Source organism: Citricoccus sp. SGAir0253 (assembly GCF_005877055.1).
Classification (GTDB): Bacteria; Actinomycetota; Actinomycetes; order Actinomycetales; family Micrococcaceae; genus Citricoccus.
In genome coordinates this window covers 86401-100698 of sequence record NZ_CP039424.1, presented here as the reverse complement: position 1 = coordinate 100698, position 14298 = coordinate 86401, and the positions used below count along the sequence as shown (strand labels likewise).

13 protein-coding genes and 1 tRNA gene are annotated in these 14298 nt (G+C 73.8%); 6 read left to right on the top strand and 8 right to left on the bottom strand.

Features of this window, described 5'->3' with window-relative positions:
- Positions 1 to 93: 93 nt before the first annotated feature.
- Positions 94 to 1599, top strand: a complete 1506-nt coding sequence (locus E7744_RS00470; RefSeq protein ID WP_246858483.1) for a DUF445 domain-containing protein — start codon at positions 94 to 96, stop codon at positions 1597 to 1599.
- Between the two features lie 73 nt (positions 1600 to 1672).
- Here E7744_RS00470 and E7744_RS00465 read toward each other — a convergent pair whose 3' ends face one another.
- Positions 1673 to 2710, bottom strand: a complete 1038-nt coding sequence (locus E7744_RS00465; protein ID WP_137772419.1) for a hypothetical protein — start codon at positions 2708 to 2710, stop codon at positions 1673 to 1675.
- 134 nt (positions 2711 to 2844) lie between these two features.
- On the opposite strand from E7744_RS00465, the gene E7744_RS00460 reads away from it, so the two are divergent.
- Entirely contained in the window at positions 2845 to 3096 is a 252-nt protein-coding gene (locus tag E7744_RS00460) for a DUF6458 family protein (protein WP_137772418.1), read from the top strand.
- Here the strand turns inward: E7744_RS00460 and E7744_RS00455 are convergent.
- The 3 genes from E7744_RS00455 to E7744_RS00445 all read right to left on the bottom strand — a co-directional run bounded on the left by E7744_RS00455 (position 3090) and on the right by E7744_RS00445 (position 5584).
- A complete protein-coding gene (locus tag E7744_RS00455) occupies positions 3090 to 3827 on the bottom strand; it encodes an alpha/beta hydrolase (RefSeq protein WP_137772417.1) in 738 nt (245 codons plus the stop codon). The genes E7744_RS00460 and E7744_RS00455 overlap by 7 nt on opposite strands.
- Before the next feature lie 8 nt (positions 3828 to 3835).
- Positions 3836 to 5164 carry an endonuclease/exonuclease/phosphatase family protein gene (locus tag E7744_RS00450; protein WP_137772416.1) on the bottom strand — a complete coding sequence of 443 codons (1329 nt, stop codon included), beginning with the start codon at positions 5162 to 5164 and terminating at the stop codon, positions 3836 to 3838.
- 344 nt (positions 5165 to 5508) lie between these two features.
- Positions 5509 to 5584: transfer RNA gene (locus E7744_RS00445), tRNA-Lys, on the bottom strand.
- A gap of 172 nt (positions 5585 to 5756) precedes the next feature.
- Between E7744_RS00445 and E7744_RS00440 the strand changes: the two genes are divergently transcribed.
- The 3 genes from E7744_RS00440 to E7744_RS00430 all read left to right on the top strand — a co-directional run bounded on the left by E7744_RS00440 (position 5757) and on the right by E7744_RS00430 (position 8333).
- Positions 5757 to 6431 carry a hypothetical protein gene (locus E7744_RS00440; protein ID WP_137772415.1) on the top strand — a complete coding sequence of 225 codons (675 nt, stop codon included), beginning with the start codon at positions 5757 to 5759 and terminating at the stop codon, positions 6429 to 6431.
- A 252-nt stretch (positions 6432 to 6683) separates the two neighbouring features.
- Positions 6684 to 7310, top strand: a complete 627-nt coding sequence (locus tag E7744_RS00435; protein ID WP_137772414.1) for a hypothetical protein — start codon at positions 6684 to 6686, stop codon at positions 7308 to 7310.
- Positions 7311 to 7313: 3 nt separating this feature from the next.
- Positions 7314 to 8333, top strand: a complete 1020-nt coding sequence (locus tag E7744_RS00430) for an inorganic phosphate transporter (RefSeq protein ID WP_137772413.1) — start codon at positions 7314 to 7316, stop codon at positions 8331 to 8333.
- Positions 8334 to 8499: 166 nt separating this feature from the next.
- Here the strand turns inward: E7744_RS00430 and pstB are convergent, their stop codons facing one another.
- The 4 genes from pstB to E7744_RS00410 all read right to left on the bottom strand — a co-directional run bounded on the left by pstB (position 8500) and on the right by E7744_RS00410 (position 12719).
- Positions 8500 to 9279, bottom strand: a complete 780-nt coding sequence (pstB, locus tag E7744_RS00425; protein WP_137772412.1) for a phosphate ABC transporter ATP-binding protein PstB — start codon at positions 9277 to 9279, stop codon at positions 8500 to 8502.
- A 31-nt stretch (positions 9280 to 9310) separates the two neighbouring features.
- Complete coding sequence (gene pstA, locus E7744_RS00420) at positions 9311 to 10495, bottom strand: phosphate ABC transporter permease PstA (RefSeq protein ID WP_137772411.1); 1185 nt, start codon at positions 10493 to 10495, stop codon at positions 9311 to 9313.
- Positions 10495 to 11463: a phosphate ABC transporter permease subunit PstC gene (pstC, locus tag E7744_RS00415; protein WP_137772410.1), complete on the bottom strand. Its 969-nt coding sequence runs from the start codon at positions 11461 to 11463 to the stop codon at positions 10495 to 10497. Before pstC ends, pstA begins: the two co-directional genes overlap by 1 nt.
- Positions 11464 to 11612: 149 nt before the next feature.
- Positions 11613 to 12719, bottom strand: a complete 1107-nt coding sequence (locus E7744_RS00410) for a phosphate ABC transporter substrate-binding protein PstS (protein ID WP_137772409.1) — start codon at positions 12717 to 12719, stop codon at positions 11613 to 11615.
- Between the two features lie 393 nt (positions 12720 to 13112).
- On the opposite strand from E7744_RS00410, the gene E7744_RS00405 reads away from it, so the two are divergent.
- Positions 13113 to 14273, top strand: coding sequence for an aromatic acid exporter family protein (locus E7744_RS00405; protein ID WP_137772408.1), 1161 nt, complete (start codon positions 13113 to 13115; stop codon positions 14271 to 14273).
- The last annotated feature ends 25 nt before the right edge of the window (positions 14274 to 14298 follow it).

Below are 14298 nucleotides of genomic sequence, written 5' to 3'. Positions count from 1 at the left end.
CCAGCCTAGGACCGGCGGTGTGCCGGACGCCGCCCCCGGGAGGCGACCGGCTGGTTAACTTGTGCTGACACCTTGACCCCGGCCGGAGGACCCATGGACGAGAACCTTCCCGACGCCGGCCCCGCCCCGGCCCGCCCGGACGCGCCCGCCGCACCGGTGGGGACCACCGGGACCGGTGCCCCCCACACGACCGCGGGGGGCGGGGATCCCGGCCGGGCGCCGTCGGGACCGGGTGCCGTCCGCGCCCCCGAGGCCGGGCCGGTCCGCGCACGGCGGCCCGGTGTCGCCGGGTCCCACCGCGCCGGGACGGGCCGGGGCGCGGGGCCGCGCGTCCCGCGCACCCCCCGCGGCGGGGAGACCACGGACGCCGAGCGCGCGGCCGGGCTCCGGCGGATGAAGGCCGTGGCCACCGGGCTGCTGGTGGCGCTGGCCGTGGTGTTCGTGGTGGCCTTCAGCCTGCAGGAGCGCTATCCGTGGCTCGCCTTCGTCCGCGCCGCCGCGGAGGGCGGCATGGTGGGCGCCCTGGCCGACTGGTTCGCGGTGACCGCCCTGTTCCGCCACCCGCTGGGCCTGCGGATCCCGCACACGGCCATCATCCCGCGCAAGAAGGACTCGATCGGGGAGTCGCTCGGCACCTTCGTGCAGGACAACTTCCTCGCCGGTGAGGTGGCCCGGGAGAAGCTCGAGTCCCTCGAGGTGGCCCACCGGGGCGGCGCGTGGCTGCGCCGGCGCCCCAACGCCGAACGCGTGGCGGTCGAGGTCTCCGCCGCCGCCGAGGGGATCCTCGCCGCCCTGGACGACGTGCTGGTGCGGGACCTGCTGGCCGGACTGGTCCAGCGCCACATGATCGAGCCGGACTGGTCCCCCACGCTGTCCACGGTGCTGGCCAAGGTGGTCGCCGAGCGGCACCACGACCGCGTGGTGGACCTCGTGGTGACGCGCGCGGGCGACTGGGTGGCCCGGAACCCGGAGTTCTTCGTGGACAGCGTGCGGCGCCGATCCCCCCAGTGGGTCCCGGAGGTGGTGGACCAGCTGCTGGCCGAGCGGATCCACGCCGAGGTGCTGCGCTACCTGGCCTCGGTCCGGGACGACCCGCGCCACGAGCTGCGCCGCTCCGTGGACGAGTGGCTCGACGAGCTGGTCCGGGACATGCGCGAGGACCCCGTGACGCGCGAGCGCGTGGAGCAGGCCAAGCGCGAGCTGTTCGACGACCCGCGCATGCGCGAGTGGGCCGGCCAGGCGTGGGCCACCGCCAAGGACGCCCTGCTGGGCCAGCTGCACGACACCTCCTCCGACCTGCACCGGGCGATGGTCGCGGCGCTGCAGGACCTCGGGGTGCGGCTGCAGGAGGACCGGGCCCTGGCCGGCCGCGTGGACGGCTGGGCCTCGGACGCCGCCCAGCACCTGGCCCGGAACTACGGCCCCGAGCTGGTGGGCGTCATCAGCGAGACGATCCAGCGCTGGGACGGCGAGCAGGCGTCCCGGACGATCGAGCTCTACATGGGCCGGGACCTGCAGTACATCCGCATCAACGGCTCGATCGTGGGCGCCCTGGCCGGACTGGCCATCTACTCCGTGGCCACCGCGGTCCTCGGCTGAGGACCGGGCGCGGCCCGGCGCGTGGCCGAGGACCGCGCTCCGGCCGCGGGCCCGGGCCCCGCCCGGGACGCCCCTACCGCTCCCCGCGGGCCCGCCGGTGGGCCCGGCGGGCCGCCTCGACCTCCGCGGCGAACTCCTCCGGGGTCTCGTCCACGCCGAGCTCGGCCAGCGTCCCCTCGTCCCGCAGCTCCTCGGCGTCCCGGCGCTCGTCCTCGGCGAGCAGGGCGCGGAAGCCGGCCGGCCCGGCGTCCTCCGCGCCGTCCACTGCCTCCGGCGCGGCCGGTTCGCGGCCCGCGTCCTGGCGCGCGCCCCGGCCGGACGGCAGGGCCCGCAACTCGGCGGCCAGCGTGCCGGGGACCTGCTCCGGCAGCGGGCCGAACAGGTCCTGCGCGGCCTTGACCACGCCCTTGCCCATGGCGCGGTTGCCCAGGCCGCCGATCACGGCACCGATCCCGAAGGGCACGAGGCGGCCGAACAGGCCCGCGCCCTGGCGGATGAGGAACCGCTTGAGGAACATCCGCTTCATCTGCTGGAAGAGCGCCTCGGAGATCCCGGAGGAGCCGGACAGCACGGACACGGCGCCGGCCAGCGGCCCGGGGCCGGCCAGCGGCCCGGGGCCGGCACCGTGGGCCTGGCTCGTGAAGTCGCGCAGCAGCCGGCGGCCGTCGTCGCCGAGCATCACCGCCATCACGAGGGTCTGGGCCCGCTGCGGGTCGTCCGTGGGGATGCCCATGAGCTCGGCGATCGACTGCGCGTAGAGGGCGGTCGCCTCGAGGAACCCCACGGTGGCGGCCGCGGACAGTCCCAGCGCGGCCGCGGTGCCCACGCCGGGGACCACGGCGGTGCCCCCGACGGCGGCGCCGCCCCCCGTGACCGCCCTCAGGTACTGCGCCCCCAGCCGCTCGGCCAGCTGGGCGGGCGTGTCCGAGGGGTTCTGCCGCCGCAGCCGGTTGAGGTTGCGCAGCACGAGGGGCCGCTGGACGTCCATGGCCTTGAGCACCATGCGCTGGAACGCCGGCGTGGGGTTGCCCTGTTCGTCCAGGGCCCGGTTCAGGGCGAAGTCGGCGGCCCTTCGCCCGGCCATGCCCGCGATGATCGACCTCTTGGCCATCGTGTCCTCCTGTGCTGGCTGTCCTGGTGGCACCGGGGCGGCACGGGTGGCCCGTTCGCCCCTGCTCCTGAAACACTACGCGCAGGCCAGGCCCGAGCGGGGTCCGGCCGCACGCTCGACCGAAGGGGAACACCATGCGTTTCGGAAGCTCCATCGCCCTGATCGCCATCGGCGCCATCATCGCCTTCGCCGTGCAGGACGTGATCCCCGGCATCGACCTGACGATCGCGGGCTACATCCTCATGGCCGCCGGCGCCCTGCTCCTGGTCCTGTCCCTCGTCCAGATGGGGGCCTCGGGCTCCCGGCGCCGCGTCACCGAGGCCCGGAACGTGCAGGACCCGGACACGGGCGAGTCGATCACCCGGCGGGAGACGCGCGACTACTGACGCGCGGCGGCCAGGGCGTGCTTGAGGAAGATCCGCACGTCCCTGGCCTCCTCCGGGCTCGTGCCGTGGCCCATGCCCTCGTAGGTGCGCGCCGTCAGGTGGGTGTGCCGCTCCAGCCAGTCGGCGGTGAACGCGATCGCGTCCGGGTTGATCACCAGGTCCGCGACGTCCCGGCCCCAGAAGAACGGGCGGGGCCCGGGACCCTCGGGCGGGGCGTCGAGGGTGGCCAGCAGCGGGTTGGACAGCACGAACCCACTGAGTCCCACCACGCAGGCGAAGGCCTCCGGCCTCAGCCGGCAGACCGTCGAGGCCATCGCCATGCCCTGCGAGTGCCCGAGCAGCGCCACGGAGCCGAATCCGGCGCCGGACACCTCCTCGGCGTCGAGCAGGTCGAACACCCGGTGGGCGGAGGCGACCACCTCGGCGAAGTCGTTCGTCAGGAAGTAGTCCAGCAGGAACCAGCCCCACGCGCCCGGGTCCGGCCCGCCGGGGCCCGCCCCGGCGCCGTCGGTCCCGTCCGCGACGGGGTAGGCGCCGGCGTCGATCTCGAACCCCCCGCGCACGGCCAGGCCGGTGGTGCCCTCGGGGAGCATGCCGAAGTAGGCCTGGGCCGCGCGCACCTCGTTGGCGCCGTAGCCGTGGACCACCACCACCAGGTCGGTGCCGCGGCGCTCGGCGGGCGGACGGGACCAGACGACGTGGTGGCCGCTGGAGAGGGTCTGGGCGTGCACGGTCGGCCTCAGCCCAGGGTGACGTCGGCCCACACGAGCCGGTGCTCGCTGAGGCCGGCCCGGTCCGCGTCGCCGCCGGTCGGCGTCAGGTGGGAGCCCAGCTGGCCGGGGAGGGGCCAGAACACGCCCGAGGCGCTCGTGGACAGCGAGGCGGAGGGCAGGACGAAGTCGGTGCGGTCCAGGACCAGCTCGCCCTCGCCGTCCCGCACCGCGTGGGTGGCCGTGGCCTCGTCCCGGTCGGCGGCGCGCGCCCCGGCGGACTCCGGCTCCGGGTCCCGGATGACCTCGGCGTCCAGCAGCGCCCGGATGGCCGAGGGGTGGTCCTCGTCCAGGGCGGTCCCGGTGCGGTCCCCGAAGGTGCCGGCGAGCACGAAGTCGCTGTCCCGCGCCAGCCCGCCGGACCGGCCGGCATCGTCCGTGATGTAGTCCCCGCGGCCGGTGACGTAGTCGGACCAGAACCGCATCTCGTCGTGGTGGCGCGCGGCCGAGGACTCCCCGGACGCGGGGTCCACCGGCTGGGAGGCCAGGACGTGGACCGTGCGGCCGCCCACCCGCACCGGGATGTCCCAGTGGGCGGTGGAGGACAGCCGCAGCACGGACCGCTCGAGCTCGGTGTAGTCGTCCTCCGGCAGGGCGTTGTAGGGCATCTCGTCCCAGCGCAGGTCCCGGAAGGTGCGGATCGACCCGGTGTCCAGGGGATAGCGGGAGTAGAGCACCATGCCGTGCTGGCCGGCGAACTCGCCCGGGCCGAAGGAGTCGCCCGTCCCGCCGATCACGCCGTCGTCGTCCAGGTCCGCCCCGGTGTCCACGCCGTTGTTGACCTCGGCCGTGTAGACGTAGGGGTAGTCGATGCCCTCCTGGCCGCCGGTGCCCACGGCCAGGTAGTTCGTCCGGAAGTCCCGCGCGGCCTCGTCGCCGCCGTCCACGTCCACGTCCGTCAGCAGCACGACGTCCGGGGCGGCGCGCTGGACGGTCTCGGCCACGCGCTCGGCCCGCTCGGAGCCGGGGGCCGAGACCTCCTCGGCCAGCCGGCCGGGGACGGATCGGCTCAGCCCGGCCGAGAAGGTGGCCACCCGCAGGTCGCCCGGCCGGGCGGCGGGCACCTCGCCGGCCCGCATCCACTGCAGGCGGCGCACCAGGTCGGGGTGCTCCGGCAGGGCATCGTCGAGGTCGAACGCGAGCCGGGTGTCGCGTCCCGCCACCATGGCCGCGTGCACCTCGGGACCGGGGGCCGCGGCGGCCCCGGGGATGCCGAGGGCCGTGGCCACGGCGGCCACGGGCACAAGGGCGCCGCCGAGGAGGACCCTGCGGCGGAGCCTCCGGAGGGAAGCACTCATGCCGATCAGGGTAGGCATGAACCGCACGCCGCGACAGGGGGTTACTGACCGGTAGTTCATCCTCGGCCCGGCGGCCGACGACCGGGCCGCTCGGCCCCCGGCGCGTGCGGAGAGGCCGGGAACGCCCATGTCACGCGGCTTCTGGCCCGCGTGCCGCCGGGCGGCAGCCCACCGCGCCCATCCCGGGCACCCTCCGGCCGACCGCCCGAGGGTTATGGAATCTTGATGCGGACCGGGGGGCCGTGACCATTCCGAAACCTCTCGCGCGGCGAGGGGCGAGCACCCGTCCTCCCGGACGGCGACGGTCCCCGCCGCGGACGCCGTCCACGGCGGGGACCGCCCGGTGGTGGGCCCTGCGGGGCTCGAACCCGCGACCAGCGGATTAAAAGTCCGATGCTCTACCAACTGAGCTAAAGGCCCCCGGCCTGCCCGAGGCCGCTGTCCATGCTACCGGACGGGGCCGCCGTCGGACCCGGGGATCCGGCCCGCGGAGGCCGGCGGGCACGGCGCACGGCCACGGCCAGCCACCCCTCAGGATGGAGGCGTACCGTGGGGGAACCCCCGTCCCCGCACCTCGAGAGGTCCCCCACCCGTGACGTCCCCCCGGAGGCAGTCCCACCGGTCCCCGAGCTCGACGGCGGCCGGCACCGTCCGGCACCACCGGCCCCGGCCGTTCGCTCCCGAGCAGTTCGCCCCCTTCGAGGGCGGCCCGGACCCGGCGGAGACGGCGGAGGGCGCGGCCCTGCTGGCGCGCGCGCTGGTCGAGGGCGGCCGCGGCGGCGCGGACGAGCAGGCGGTGCAGCGGCTCGTGGGGCTGGTGGAGGAGACCGGCATCGACACCGTGGCGGGACTGTGGGCCGACGCCCCCGCGATCTCCCTCGGCGGCGCCCTGTGGCGGCTGTACGCCCTGCGCACCGCCACGACCCGCAACGGCGCCCAGTGGGCCGCGTGGTACCGCGCCGGCTACGGCGCCCACGTGGCCCGGGCCATCGCGGGGGCGATCGAGCCCCCGGGCGCCCGCGAGCTGCAGGTGCTCACCGACCACATCCTCACGGGCGCCTTCACCGGGGACTTCGACGTGGCCCTCGAGCGCGCCGCGGCGTACTGCCGCGTGGTCTGCCTCGGCCAGGCCCACCACGCCGAGGCGCTGGAGGCGGGCCGGCCGGAGCAGGCGGGCGCCCTCCTGCGGCAGGCCAAGCGGCTGCTCGGCACGGCCGAGGAGCTGGAGGAGGCCGCGGCGGCCTGGCGCGCCGGCACCCTGGACTGAGGGGCCGCCCTCGCGCATTCCCGGTTCCGCCGCGGGCTGATCCCGCCTCCCGCGGTGGACAGCGGCCCCGTCCGGCGCGCACACTGGATGCCGGTGCCGGGCCGCGGTAACCCCGGGCTCCAATATCTCGCCGCCACGAGCGGCCACTCGCCGAGAGGCGTTCCCGGTCCGGCACCGCCCTCCCCCCGGACGTCGCTCAACAGGACTCCGGACGCCGCCCCGGGACCCCGCGGCGGGCTATCCTACGGGGTGATGAGCTTCTCCCTGTCCCGGTTGCTCGCACCGGACTCCGCCAGCCTCGAACACCTCGCCGCCCTCACCGCAGCCATGCGCTCCGCCGTGGACCAGGTCTCCCAGTTGATGGGCTCCACCCCCGCCCACGCGGCGGACGTGGACGCCGAACTGGCCCGGATCGACGCCGAGGCCACGGCCCGGCTCATGGGCCTCATGACCAGCCTGCGCAGCGCCTTCATCACCCCGCTGCCGCGGGAGGACCTCTACCTCCTGGCGGACGGCCTCAACAACGCGGTGGACAAGGTCTGCATCGCCGGCGGCGTCATCATCGCCACCCAGCAGTACCGCCTGCCCGGCGAGGCCATGGACATCCTGGAGATCCTGGGCCGCCAGGCCGACCTGCTCGAGGACGCGACGCGCCAGTTCCGGGACCTCGACCAGCTGGAGGAGACCTGGGTCCAGCTGCAGCGCATGTGCACGCGGGCCGAGCGCCTCCTGGTCCAGTGGGTCTCGGGGATGACCGGGGACCTGCTCCAGCGCAACTACAACCGCCAGCGGGAGACCGCCCGCGGCCTGGAGGCTGCCGTCGCCGCCGTCCGCCAGGTCGCCGTCCACCTCGGCCGCGTCCTCGTGCGGGAGTCCTGACCGGTGCCCACCACGCTGCTGGTGATGACGGTCGTCGTCGTCGCGCTGTCCCTCGCCTTCGGCCTCGTCAACGGCTTCCGCGACGCCCCCAACGCCATCGCGCTGCCCGTGCGCAGCCGCGCCCTGACGCCGGGGTCGGCCCTGGTGCTGGCGGCCGCGATGAACGCGGTGGGCGGAGTGCTCTCCGGCGGCCTCCTCTCCACGGCGTGGGCCGCGCTGCCGCCGGGCCTCTACCAGGGCGGCTCCGGACTGCTGCTCGGCACCGCCGCCCTGCTGGGGGCCGTGGGCTGGGGCCTGTTCGCCTGGGCCCGCGGGATGCCCGTGTCCATGACGCACTCCCTGCTGGCCGGGCTGGTCGGGGGCAGCGCCGCCCTGGCGATCACGGGCGACCACGGGATCGACATGGACTGGTGGTGGGGCCTCGTGCTGGTGGTGACGCTGGGGCTGGTGGTCACCCCGGGCCTGGCCTGGCTCCTCTCGTGGCTGCTCGTCACCCCTGCGGCCTGGCTCGGCCGGGAGGCGGCCACCCGGACCGTGAACCGGGTGGCCCGGATGGCGCTGTCCGTCACCGGGGCCGCCAACGCCCTGGGCCACGGGGTGCAGTCCGGCCAGCGGGTCAGCTTCGGCCTGCTCCTGGCCTTCGTCCCCGCCGGCATCTCCCTCGGGTCCGCGTGGTGGATCCCCGTGCTCGCGGGAGGCATCCTGGGCCTCGGCACCCTCCTCGGGGGCTGGCGGATCGCGCACACCCTGACCGAGCGGATCGTGGTCCTCGATCCCCTCCGCTCCGCCGTCGCCTCCACGGTGAGCGCCCTGCTGCTGTTCGCCGGCTCCTACGCCCTCCACCTGCCCCTGTCCTCCACGCACGCCACGGTGGGGGCGATCGCCGGCGCCGGGCAGAACCAGCGCTACACGGCGGTGCGCTGGCAGGAGCTCTCCCGCATCGCGTCCTACTGGGTGGTCACGTTCCTCGCCTGCGGCGGCGCGGCCCTGCTCCTCGCCGCGGCGGGCACCCCCCTGCTCTGAGCGCGCCGCGCCGGAGGGCGCGACCGGGACCCCGGGGACGACGACGGGGCGGGCCGGGCGGCGCGTCGAGGCCGGCCGCGCGGGACCCCGGGGACGACGACGGGGCGGGACCCGCGCCGGATCCCGCCCCGTGGGTGCCCGGGAGCGCTCGCCCCCGGTCTCCCGGTCAGCCGAAGCGACCGGAGACGTAGTCCTCGGTCTGCTTGTTCTTGGGGTTGTTGAAGATGACGGAGGTGTCGTCGTACTCGATGAGCTTGCCGGGCTTGCCGGTGCCGGCGATGTTGAAGAACGCGGTCTTGTCCGCCACGCGAGCGGCCTGCTGCATGTTGTGGGTGACGATGACGACCGTGTAGTTGTCCTTGAGCTCGTTGATGAGGTCCTCGATCGCCAGCGTGGAGATCGGGTCCAGCGCCGAGCACGGCTCGTCCATCAGGATGACGTCCGGCTCCACGGCGATGGAGCGGGCGATGCACAGCCGCTGCTGCTGGCCGCCGGACAGGCCGGAGCCGGGCTTGTCGAGGCGGTCCTTGACCTCGTTCCACAGGTTGGCCCCCCGCAGGGACTTCTCCACGATGTCGTCCGCCGCGGACTTGGACATCCGGGTGCCGTTGAGCTTGTAGCCCGCCAGGATGTTGTCCCGGATGGACATGGTGGGGAACGGGTTCGGCCGCTGGAACACCATGCCCACCATGGTGCGGACGGTCACGGGGTCCACGCCGGGGGCGTAGATGTCCTCCCCGTCCAGCAGCATCTTGCCCTCGGCGCGGGCCCCGGGCAGGACCTCGTGCATGCGGTTGATGGTGCGCAGGAAGGTGGTCTTGCCGCAGCCCGAGGGGCCGATGAACGCGGTGACGGACCGCGGCTCGATGTTGATGTTCACGCCCTCCACGGCGCGGAAGCCGCCGTAGTAGACGTTCAGGTCGATGGCGTCGATGCGCTTGGACATGGAGCTTTCCTTCTCTAGCAGTCTGCTCGGCTCAGCGGCCGGTCTTCTTCGGCGCAAACGCCTTGGCGATGATGCGGGCCGCGAGGTTGAGCAGCATCACGATCACGATCAGCACGAGCGCGGCCGCCCAGGCGCGCTCCGCGGACGGCAGGCCGGCGGCCGGGGCCGTGGGGTTCATCAGCTGGCGGTAGATGTAGACCGGCAGGGCGGTCATCCACTCGCCGAACGGGTTCCAGTTCACGGTGGCGGCGTAGCCGGCCGTCACCAGGATGGGGGCGGTCTCGCCGGTCACCCGGGCGATGGCCAGGGTGACACCGGAGGCGATGCCGGACATGGCCGTGGGCAGCACGACCTTGAAGATCGTCCGCCACTTGCGCACGCCCAGCGCGTAGGAGGCCTCCCGCAGCTCGTTGGGCACCACGCGCAGCATCTCCTCCGTGGAGCGGACGACCACGGGGATCATCAGCACGGACAGGGCGATCGCCGCGGACAGGCCCATCTTGACCATCTGCAGCTGGCGCGGGCCCTCGCCCAGGATCGAGGTGATCACCAGCTCCATGAGGGCGAAGGCGAACAGGCCGGCCACGATGGACGGGATGCCGGTCATGACGTCCACGAAGAACACGATGGACCGGGAGAACCAGCCGCCCCGTCCGTACTCCACGAGGTAGATGGAGGTGAGCAGGCCGATGGGCACGGAGATGACGGTCGCCAGCAGGGTGATCATCAGGGTGCCCACGAGGCCGTGCAGGAAGCCGCCCGCGAGCGGCGCCCCCTCCTCGACCGTGGCGATGTCGTCCGCGCCGGTCACGCCCTGCATGTCCCGCCACAGCAGCTGCGGGGTCTCGATCAGCGTGGGCAGGCCGTTGGCCAGCACCGTCCAGATGACGGAGAGGAGCGGGATGAGGGCCAGGATGAAGGCGGCCCACACGAGGTTGCGCCAGAACCCGTCCGTGGCGCGCCGGCGGTTCTCCACCACCAGGGTGGTCACGTACATGCCGGCCACGTAGAGGACGGCGGAGAGGACCAGCCAGCCCACCCAGCTGAACCCGCCCGCGCCCACCAGTGCGGTGAGCCCGGCGGCCACCACGAGGGCGCCGGCCAGTACGGCCATCCAGGTCCAGCCGGGCATCTGGCCGGCGGTCAGCGAGTTCCTCTGCCGGGGGCCCTGCTGGGGAGCGCGGTGCCGGGCAGCGGTGTCGTTCGTCATCGTCATCAGTTCGCTCCCGAGAATTCCTTGTGGCGGCTCACGATCCAGCGGGCCACCATGTTGACCGCGAGGGTGATGATGAACAGCATCAGGCCGGCCGCGATCAGCTCGGACTGGCGCATGCCGAAGGCCTCGGGGAAGTTCAGCGCGATCTCCGACGGGATCGTCGCGTTGCGGCCCGACTGCAGGAGGCTCCAGGAGAAGATGCCCGGGGACAGCACGAGGGTCACCGCCATCGTCTCGCCCAGGGCACGGCCGAGGCCCAGCATGACCGAGGACACGATCCCGGCGCGGGCGAACGGGAAGACGGTCATCTTGACCATCTCCCAGCGGGTCGCGCCGAGGGCGAGGGCGGCCTCCTCGTGCAGCTTGGGGGTCTGCAGGAAGATCTCGCGGCACAGCGAGGTGATGATCGGCAGGATCATCACGGCCAGCACCACGGCCGCCGTCAGCAGCGTGCGGCCCGTCGTGGACGGGGAGCCGGAGAACAGCGGGATCCAGCCCAGGTACTCGTTGAGCCAGCCGTAGATCGGCACCATGGCCCCCGCGAGCACGGTCATGCCCCACGCGCCGAACACCACGGAGGGGATCGCGGCCAGCAGGTCGATCACGTAGCCGACCGGGGTCGCGATGGACCGCGGGGCGTAGTGCGAGATGTACAGGGCGATGCCCACGGCCACGGGGGTGGCCAGGATGATCGCGATGACGGACGCGATCAGCGTGCCGGCCATGAGCGGCCAGACGTACTGCCAGAACGTGTCCGCGCTCTCGATGGAGTCCCGGTTCGAGAACACCTCCGGCCACAGGGCCGGCAGGGACTCGTACACCAGGAAGATCGCCACGAAGGCGAGCACGAGCAGGATCAGGGCACCGGCAGCCAGCGCCAGTCCGGAGAAGACGCTGTCTCCGGCCGCGCCGCCGCGCGAGCCCTTGAGCGACGTCTCCTTGGACGGCTCGGTGGCTGTGTCAGTCACGGGGACTCCCTTCGGAGTTCGTGGTGCGGGCGGTGATCCCGCATCCGGGGGGTCGGATGGCCAATCTAAGCATGACGCAGCCGCCGGTCCTCACGAGGAGGGACCGGCGGCTGCGTCAGGTGTCTGTCAAGACCGGTCGGAACCGGGGGTCAGCCCTGGACCGAGATGGCCTGGATGTCCTCCAGGGCGGCCTCGCGGGTCTTGTCGGAGATCGGGGCGCTGCCGGCGGACTCCTCGGCGGCGGCCTGGCCCTCCTCGGAGACCACGTACTCGCCGAAGGCCTTGGCCATGTCGGCGGTCTCCTGGTCCTGGTACTGGTTGCAGTAGATGTGGTAGGAGACGAGCACGATCGGGTAGACGCCGGCCTCGGTGGTCTTGCGGTCGAGCTCGACGGCCCCGGCCTCGGCCGGCTCCGCCTTCTCGACGGCGGCGGCGGCGGCCTCGGAGGAGTAGGGCACGTACTCCTCGCCGACCTTGACGTCCACGGTGCCGAGCTCGCCGATCTGGGAGGCGTCGGCGTAGGTGATGGCGCCGTCGGTGGACTGGGTCAGGGAGACGACACCGGAGGTCTGCTGGGCGGACTCGGCGGTGATCTCGGAGGGCCAGGTCTCGACGACGTCGTAGGTCCAGGCCTCGGGGGCGGCGGCGGCGAGGTACTCGGTGAAGTTCTCGGTGGTGCCCGAGTCGTCGGCGCGGTGCACCACGGTGATCGGGGTGTCCGGCAGCTCGACGCCCTCGTTCTGCTCGGCGATGGCCGGGTCGTTCCAGGTGGTGATCTCGCCGGTGAAGACCTTGGCGATGGTCTCGGCGTCCATCTTGATGTTCTCGTCGACGCCCTCGAGGTTGTAGGCCACGGCGACCGGGGAGATGTAGGCCGGGACGTGGAAGACGCCCTCCGGGCCGCAGACGTCCTGGGCCTGGGTCATCTCCTCCTCGTCCATCGCGGCGTCGGAGCCGGCGAAGGAGTACTGGCCGGCCAGGAAGCCCTCGCGGCCGGAGCCGGAGCCCACCGGGTCGTACTGGACGGTCAGGCCCGACTGGACCTCGGTCACGCCGTTGGTCCACGCGGTCATGGCCGACTCCTGCGAGGAGGCGCCACCACCGATCAGGGTGCCCTGCACCTCGGCGGGGGCCGAGCCGGAGCCGCCCTCGGCCGCGGGGGACTCGGAGGAGCCGCCGTTGCCGCCGCAGGCGGTCAGGGCGAGGGCGGCGACGGACAGGACGGCAGCGGAGCGGCCGAAGCGGAGAGCCTTCACGGGATGCCTCTTTCGAGTTTGACGACAGTGCCGGCGAGGCCATCGCCACCGGCTGCCCGTGGTCTCACGGGCGCGGGACTCCTGGTGCTGCGGGCCTCGTTCCATCGAAGAAGCTAGGGGCGGAAGGTGACACGGAGGGCGGTCGAAGATTAACGCGACCTTAACGAGCCCACCGCCCCCGACGCGGACGCGTGGCCCCGCAGCGCCCACCGCAGCCCGGAATCCCGGCCCTGGGGTGCGCATCCCGAGCCCCGGACCGGGCGGCGCGCGGGCCCCGCCGGCGTCGTCATTGTGAGTAATCTCACGACATCGACCGGTAGGGTGTGGCAGGGCAAGGGTCCGCCCGGGGTGGTCCTTCGGCCCGTCCCCCACCGCCCGCCGTAGGCTGGTGCCATGCACGAGACCGCCTCCCGGGCCGCCCGGTCCCCCGCCCTGCGGGAGGCGTGGTCACGCACGCGGTCCTTCGGCCGCCGGCGCGTGCGGGCCGGGGCGGCCCGGGTGCGCTCGAGCGTGGTGCCGGCCGCCCTCAGCGCCGTCTGCGCCGTGCTCGCCTACGTCTTCGCCGAGTTCGTCCTGGGCCACGAGGACCCGCTCTTCGCGGCCACCGCCTCGCTCATCGCCCTGGGGTTCAACCGCGACCCCAAGGTGCGCAAGGTCGTCGAGGTGGCGGCGGGCTGCACGCTGGGGATCCTCATCGGCGACCTGATGCAGCACGCGCTGGGCCAGGGCTACTGGCAGGCCGTGCTGGTGGTCTTCACGTCCATCATGGTGGCCCGCTTCCTGGACTCCGGCGCCGCCTTCACCCTGCAGATGAGCCTGCAGTCCATCCTCGTCGTCCTGCTGCCCGCCGGGCAGGGCGGGCCGTTCACGCGCAGCCAGGACGCCGTCGTCGGGGGCCTCATCGCCCTGCTCGTCACGCTGCTGTACCCCAAGAACCTGCAGAAGGACGCGGCCACCGGGCTGCGGGACCTGCACGCGACCATGACCCGCACCCTGCGGGACTGCTCGGAGGCGCTGCGCGGCGGGGACTCGCGCACCGCGTGGATGGCGCTCGTGGCCTGCCGGGGGACGCAGGCGGCGGTGGACAACCTGCAGAAGGACATCCGCAACGCCCGCGAGGTGGCCACCTTCTCCCCCACCCAGCGCCGCGCCCGGCCCCAGCTGGAGTCCACCGCGCACGCCGTGGAGAAGTCGGACCTGGCGGTGCGCAGCCTGCGCATCGTGGCCCGGCGGGTGATCAGCGTCATCGACAACGACTCCCTGGACGAGGAGGGCGTCCAGCGGCTCGCGGACTGGTTCGACGAGGCGGCGGACGCCGTCGCGATCCTGGGCCGCTCGCTCGGCGAGCCCGGCGCCCGGGGGCGGCACCGGTCCCTGTCCGTGGCGCGCGACGCCCTGGGCGGCGCCGCCGCGCGGCTGGACCCGGCCGACCTCGGCGCGACCTCGCTGCACGGCGAGGCCCTCGTGATGCTGCTGCGGCCCATGATGGTCGACCTGCTCGAGGCCACCGGGGCCACGCACGAGGAGGCCGTGTCCTACCTCCCGCGGCTCTGAGCCGGCGCGGCGCTATCGCGTCCGG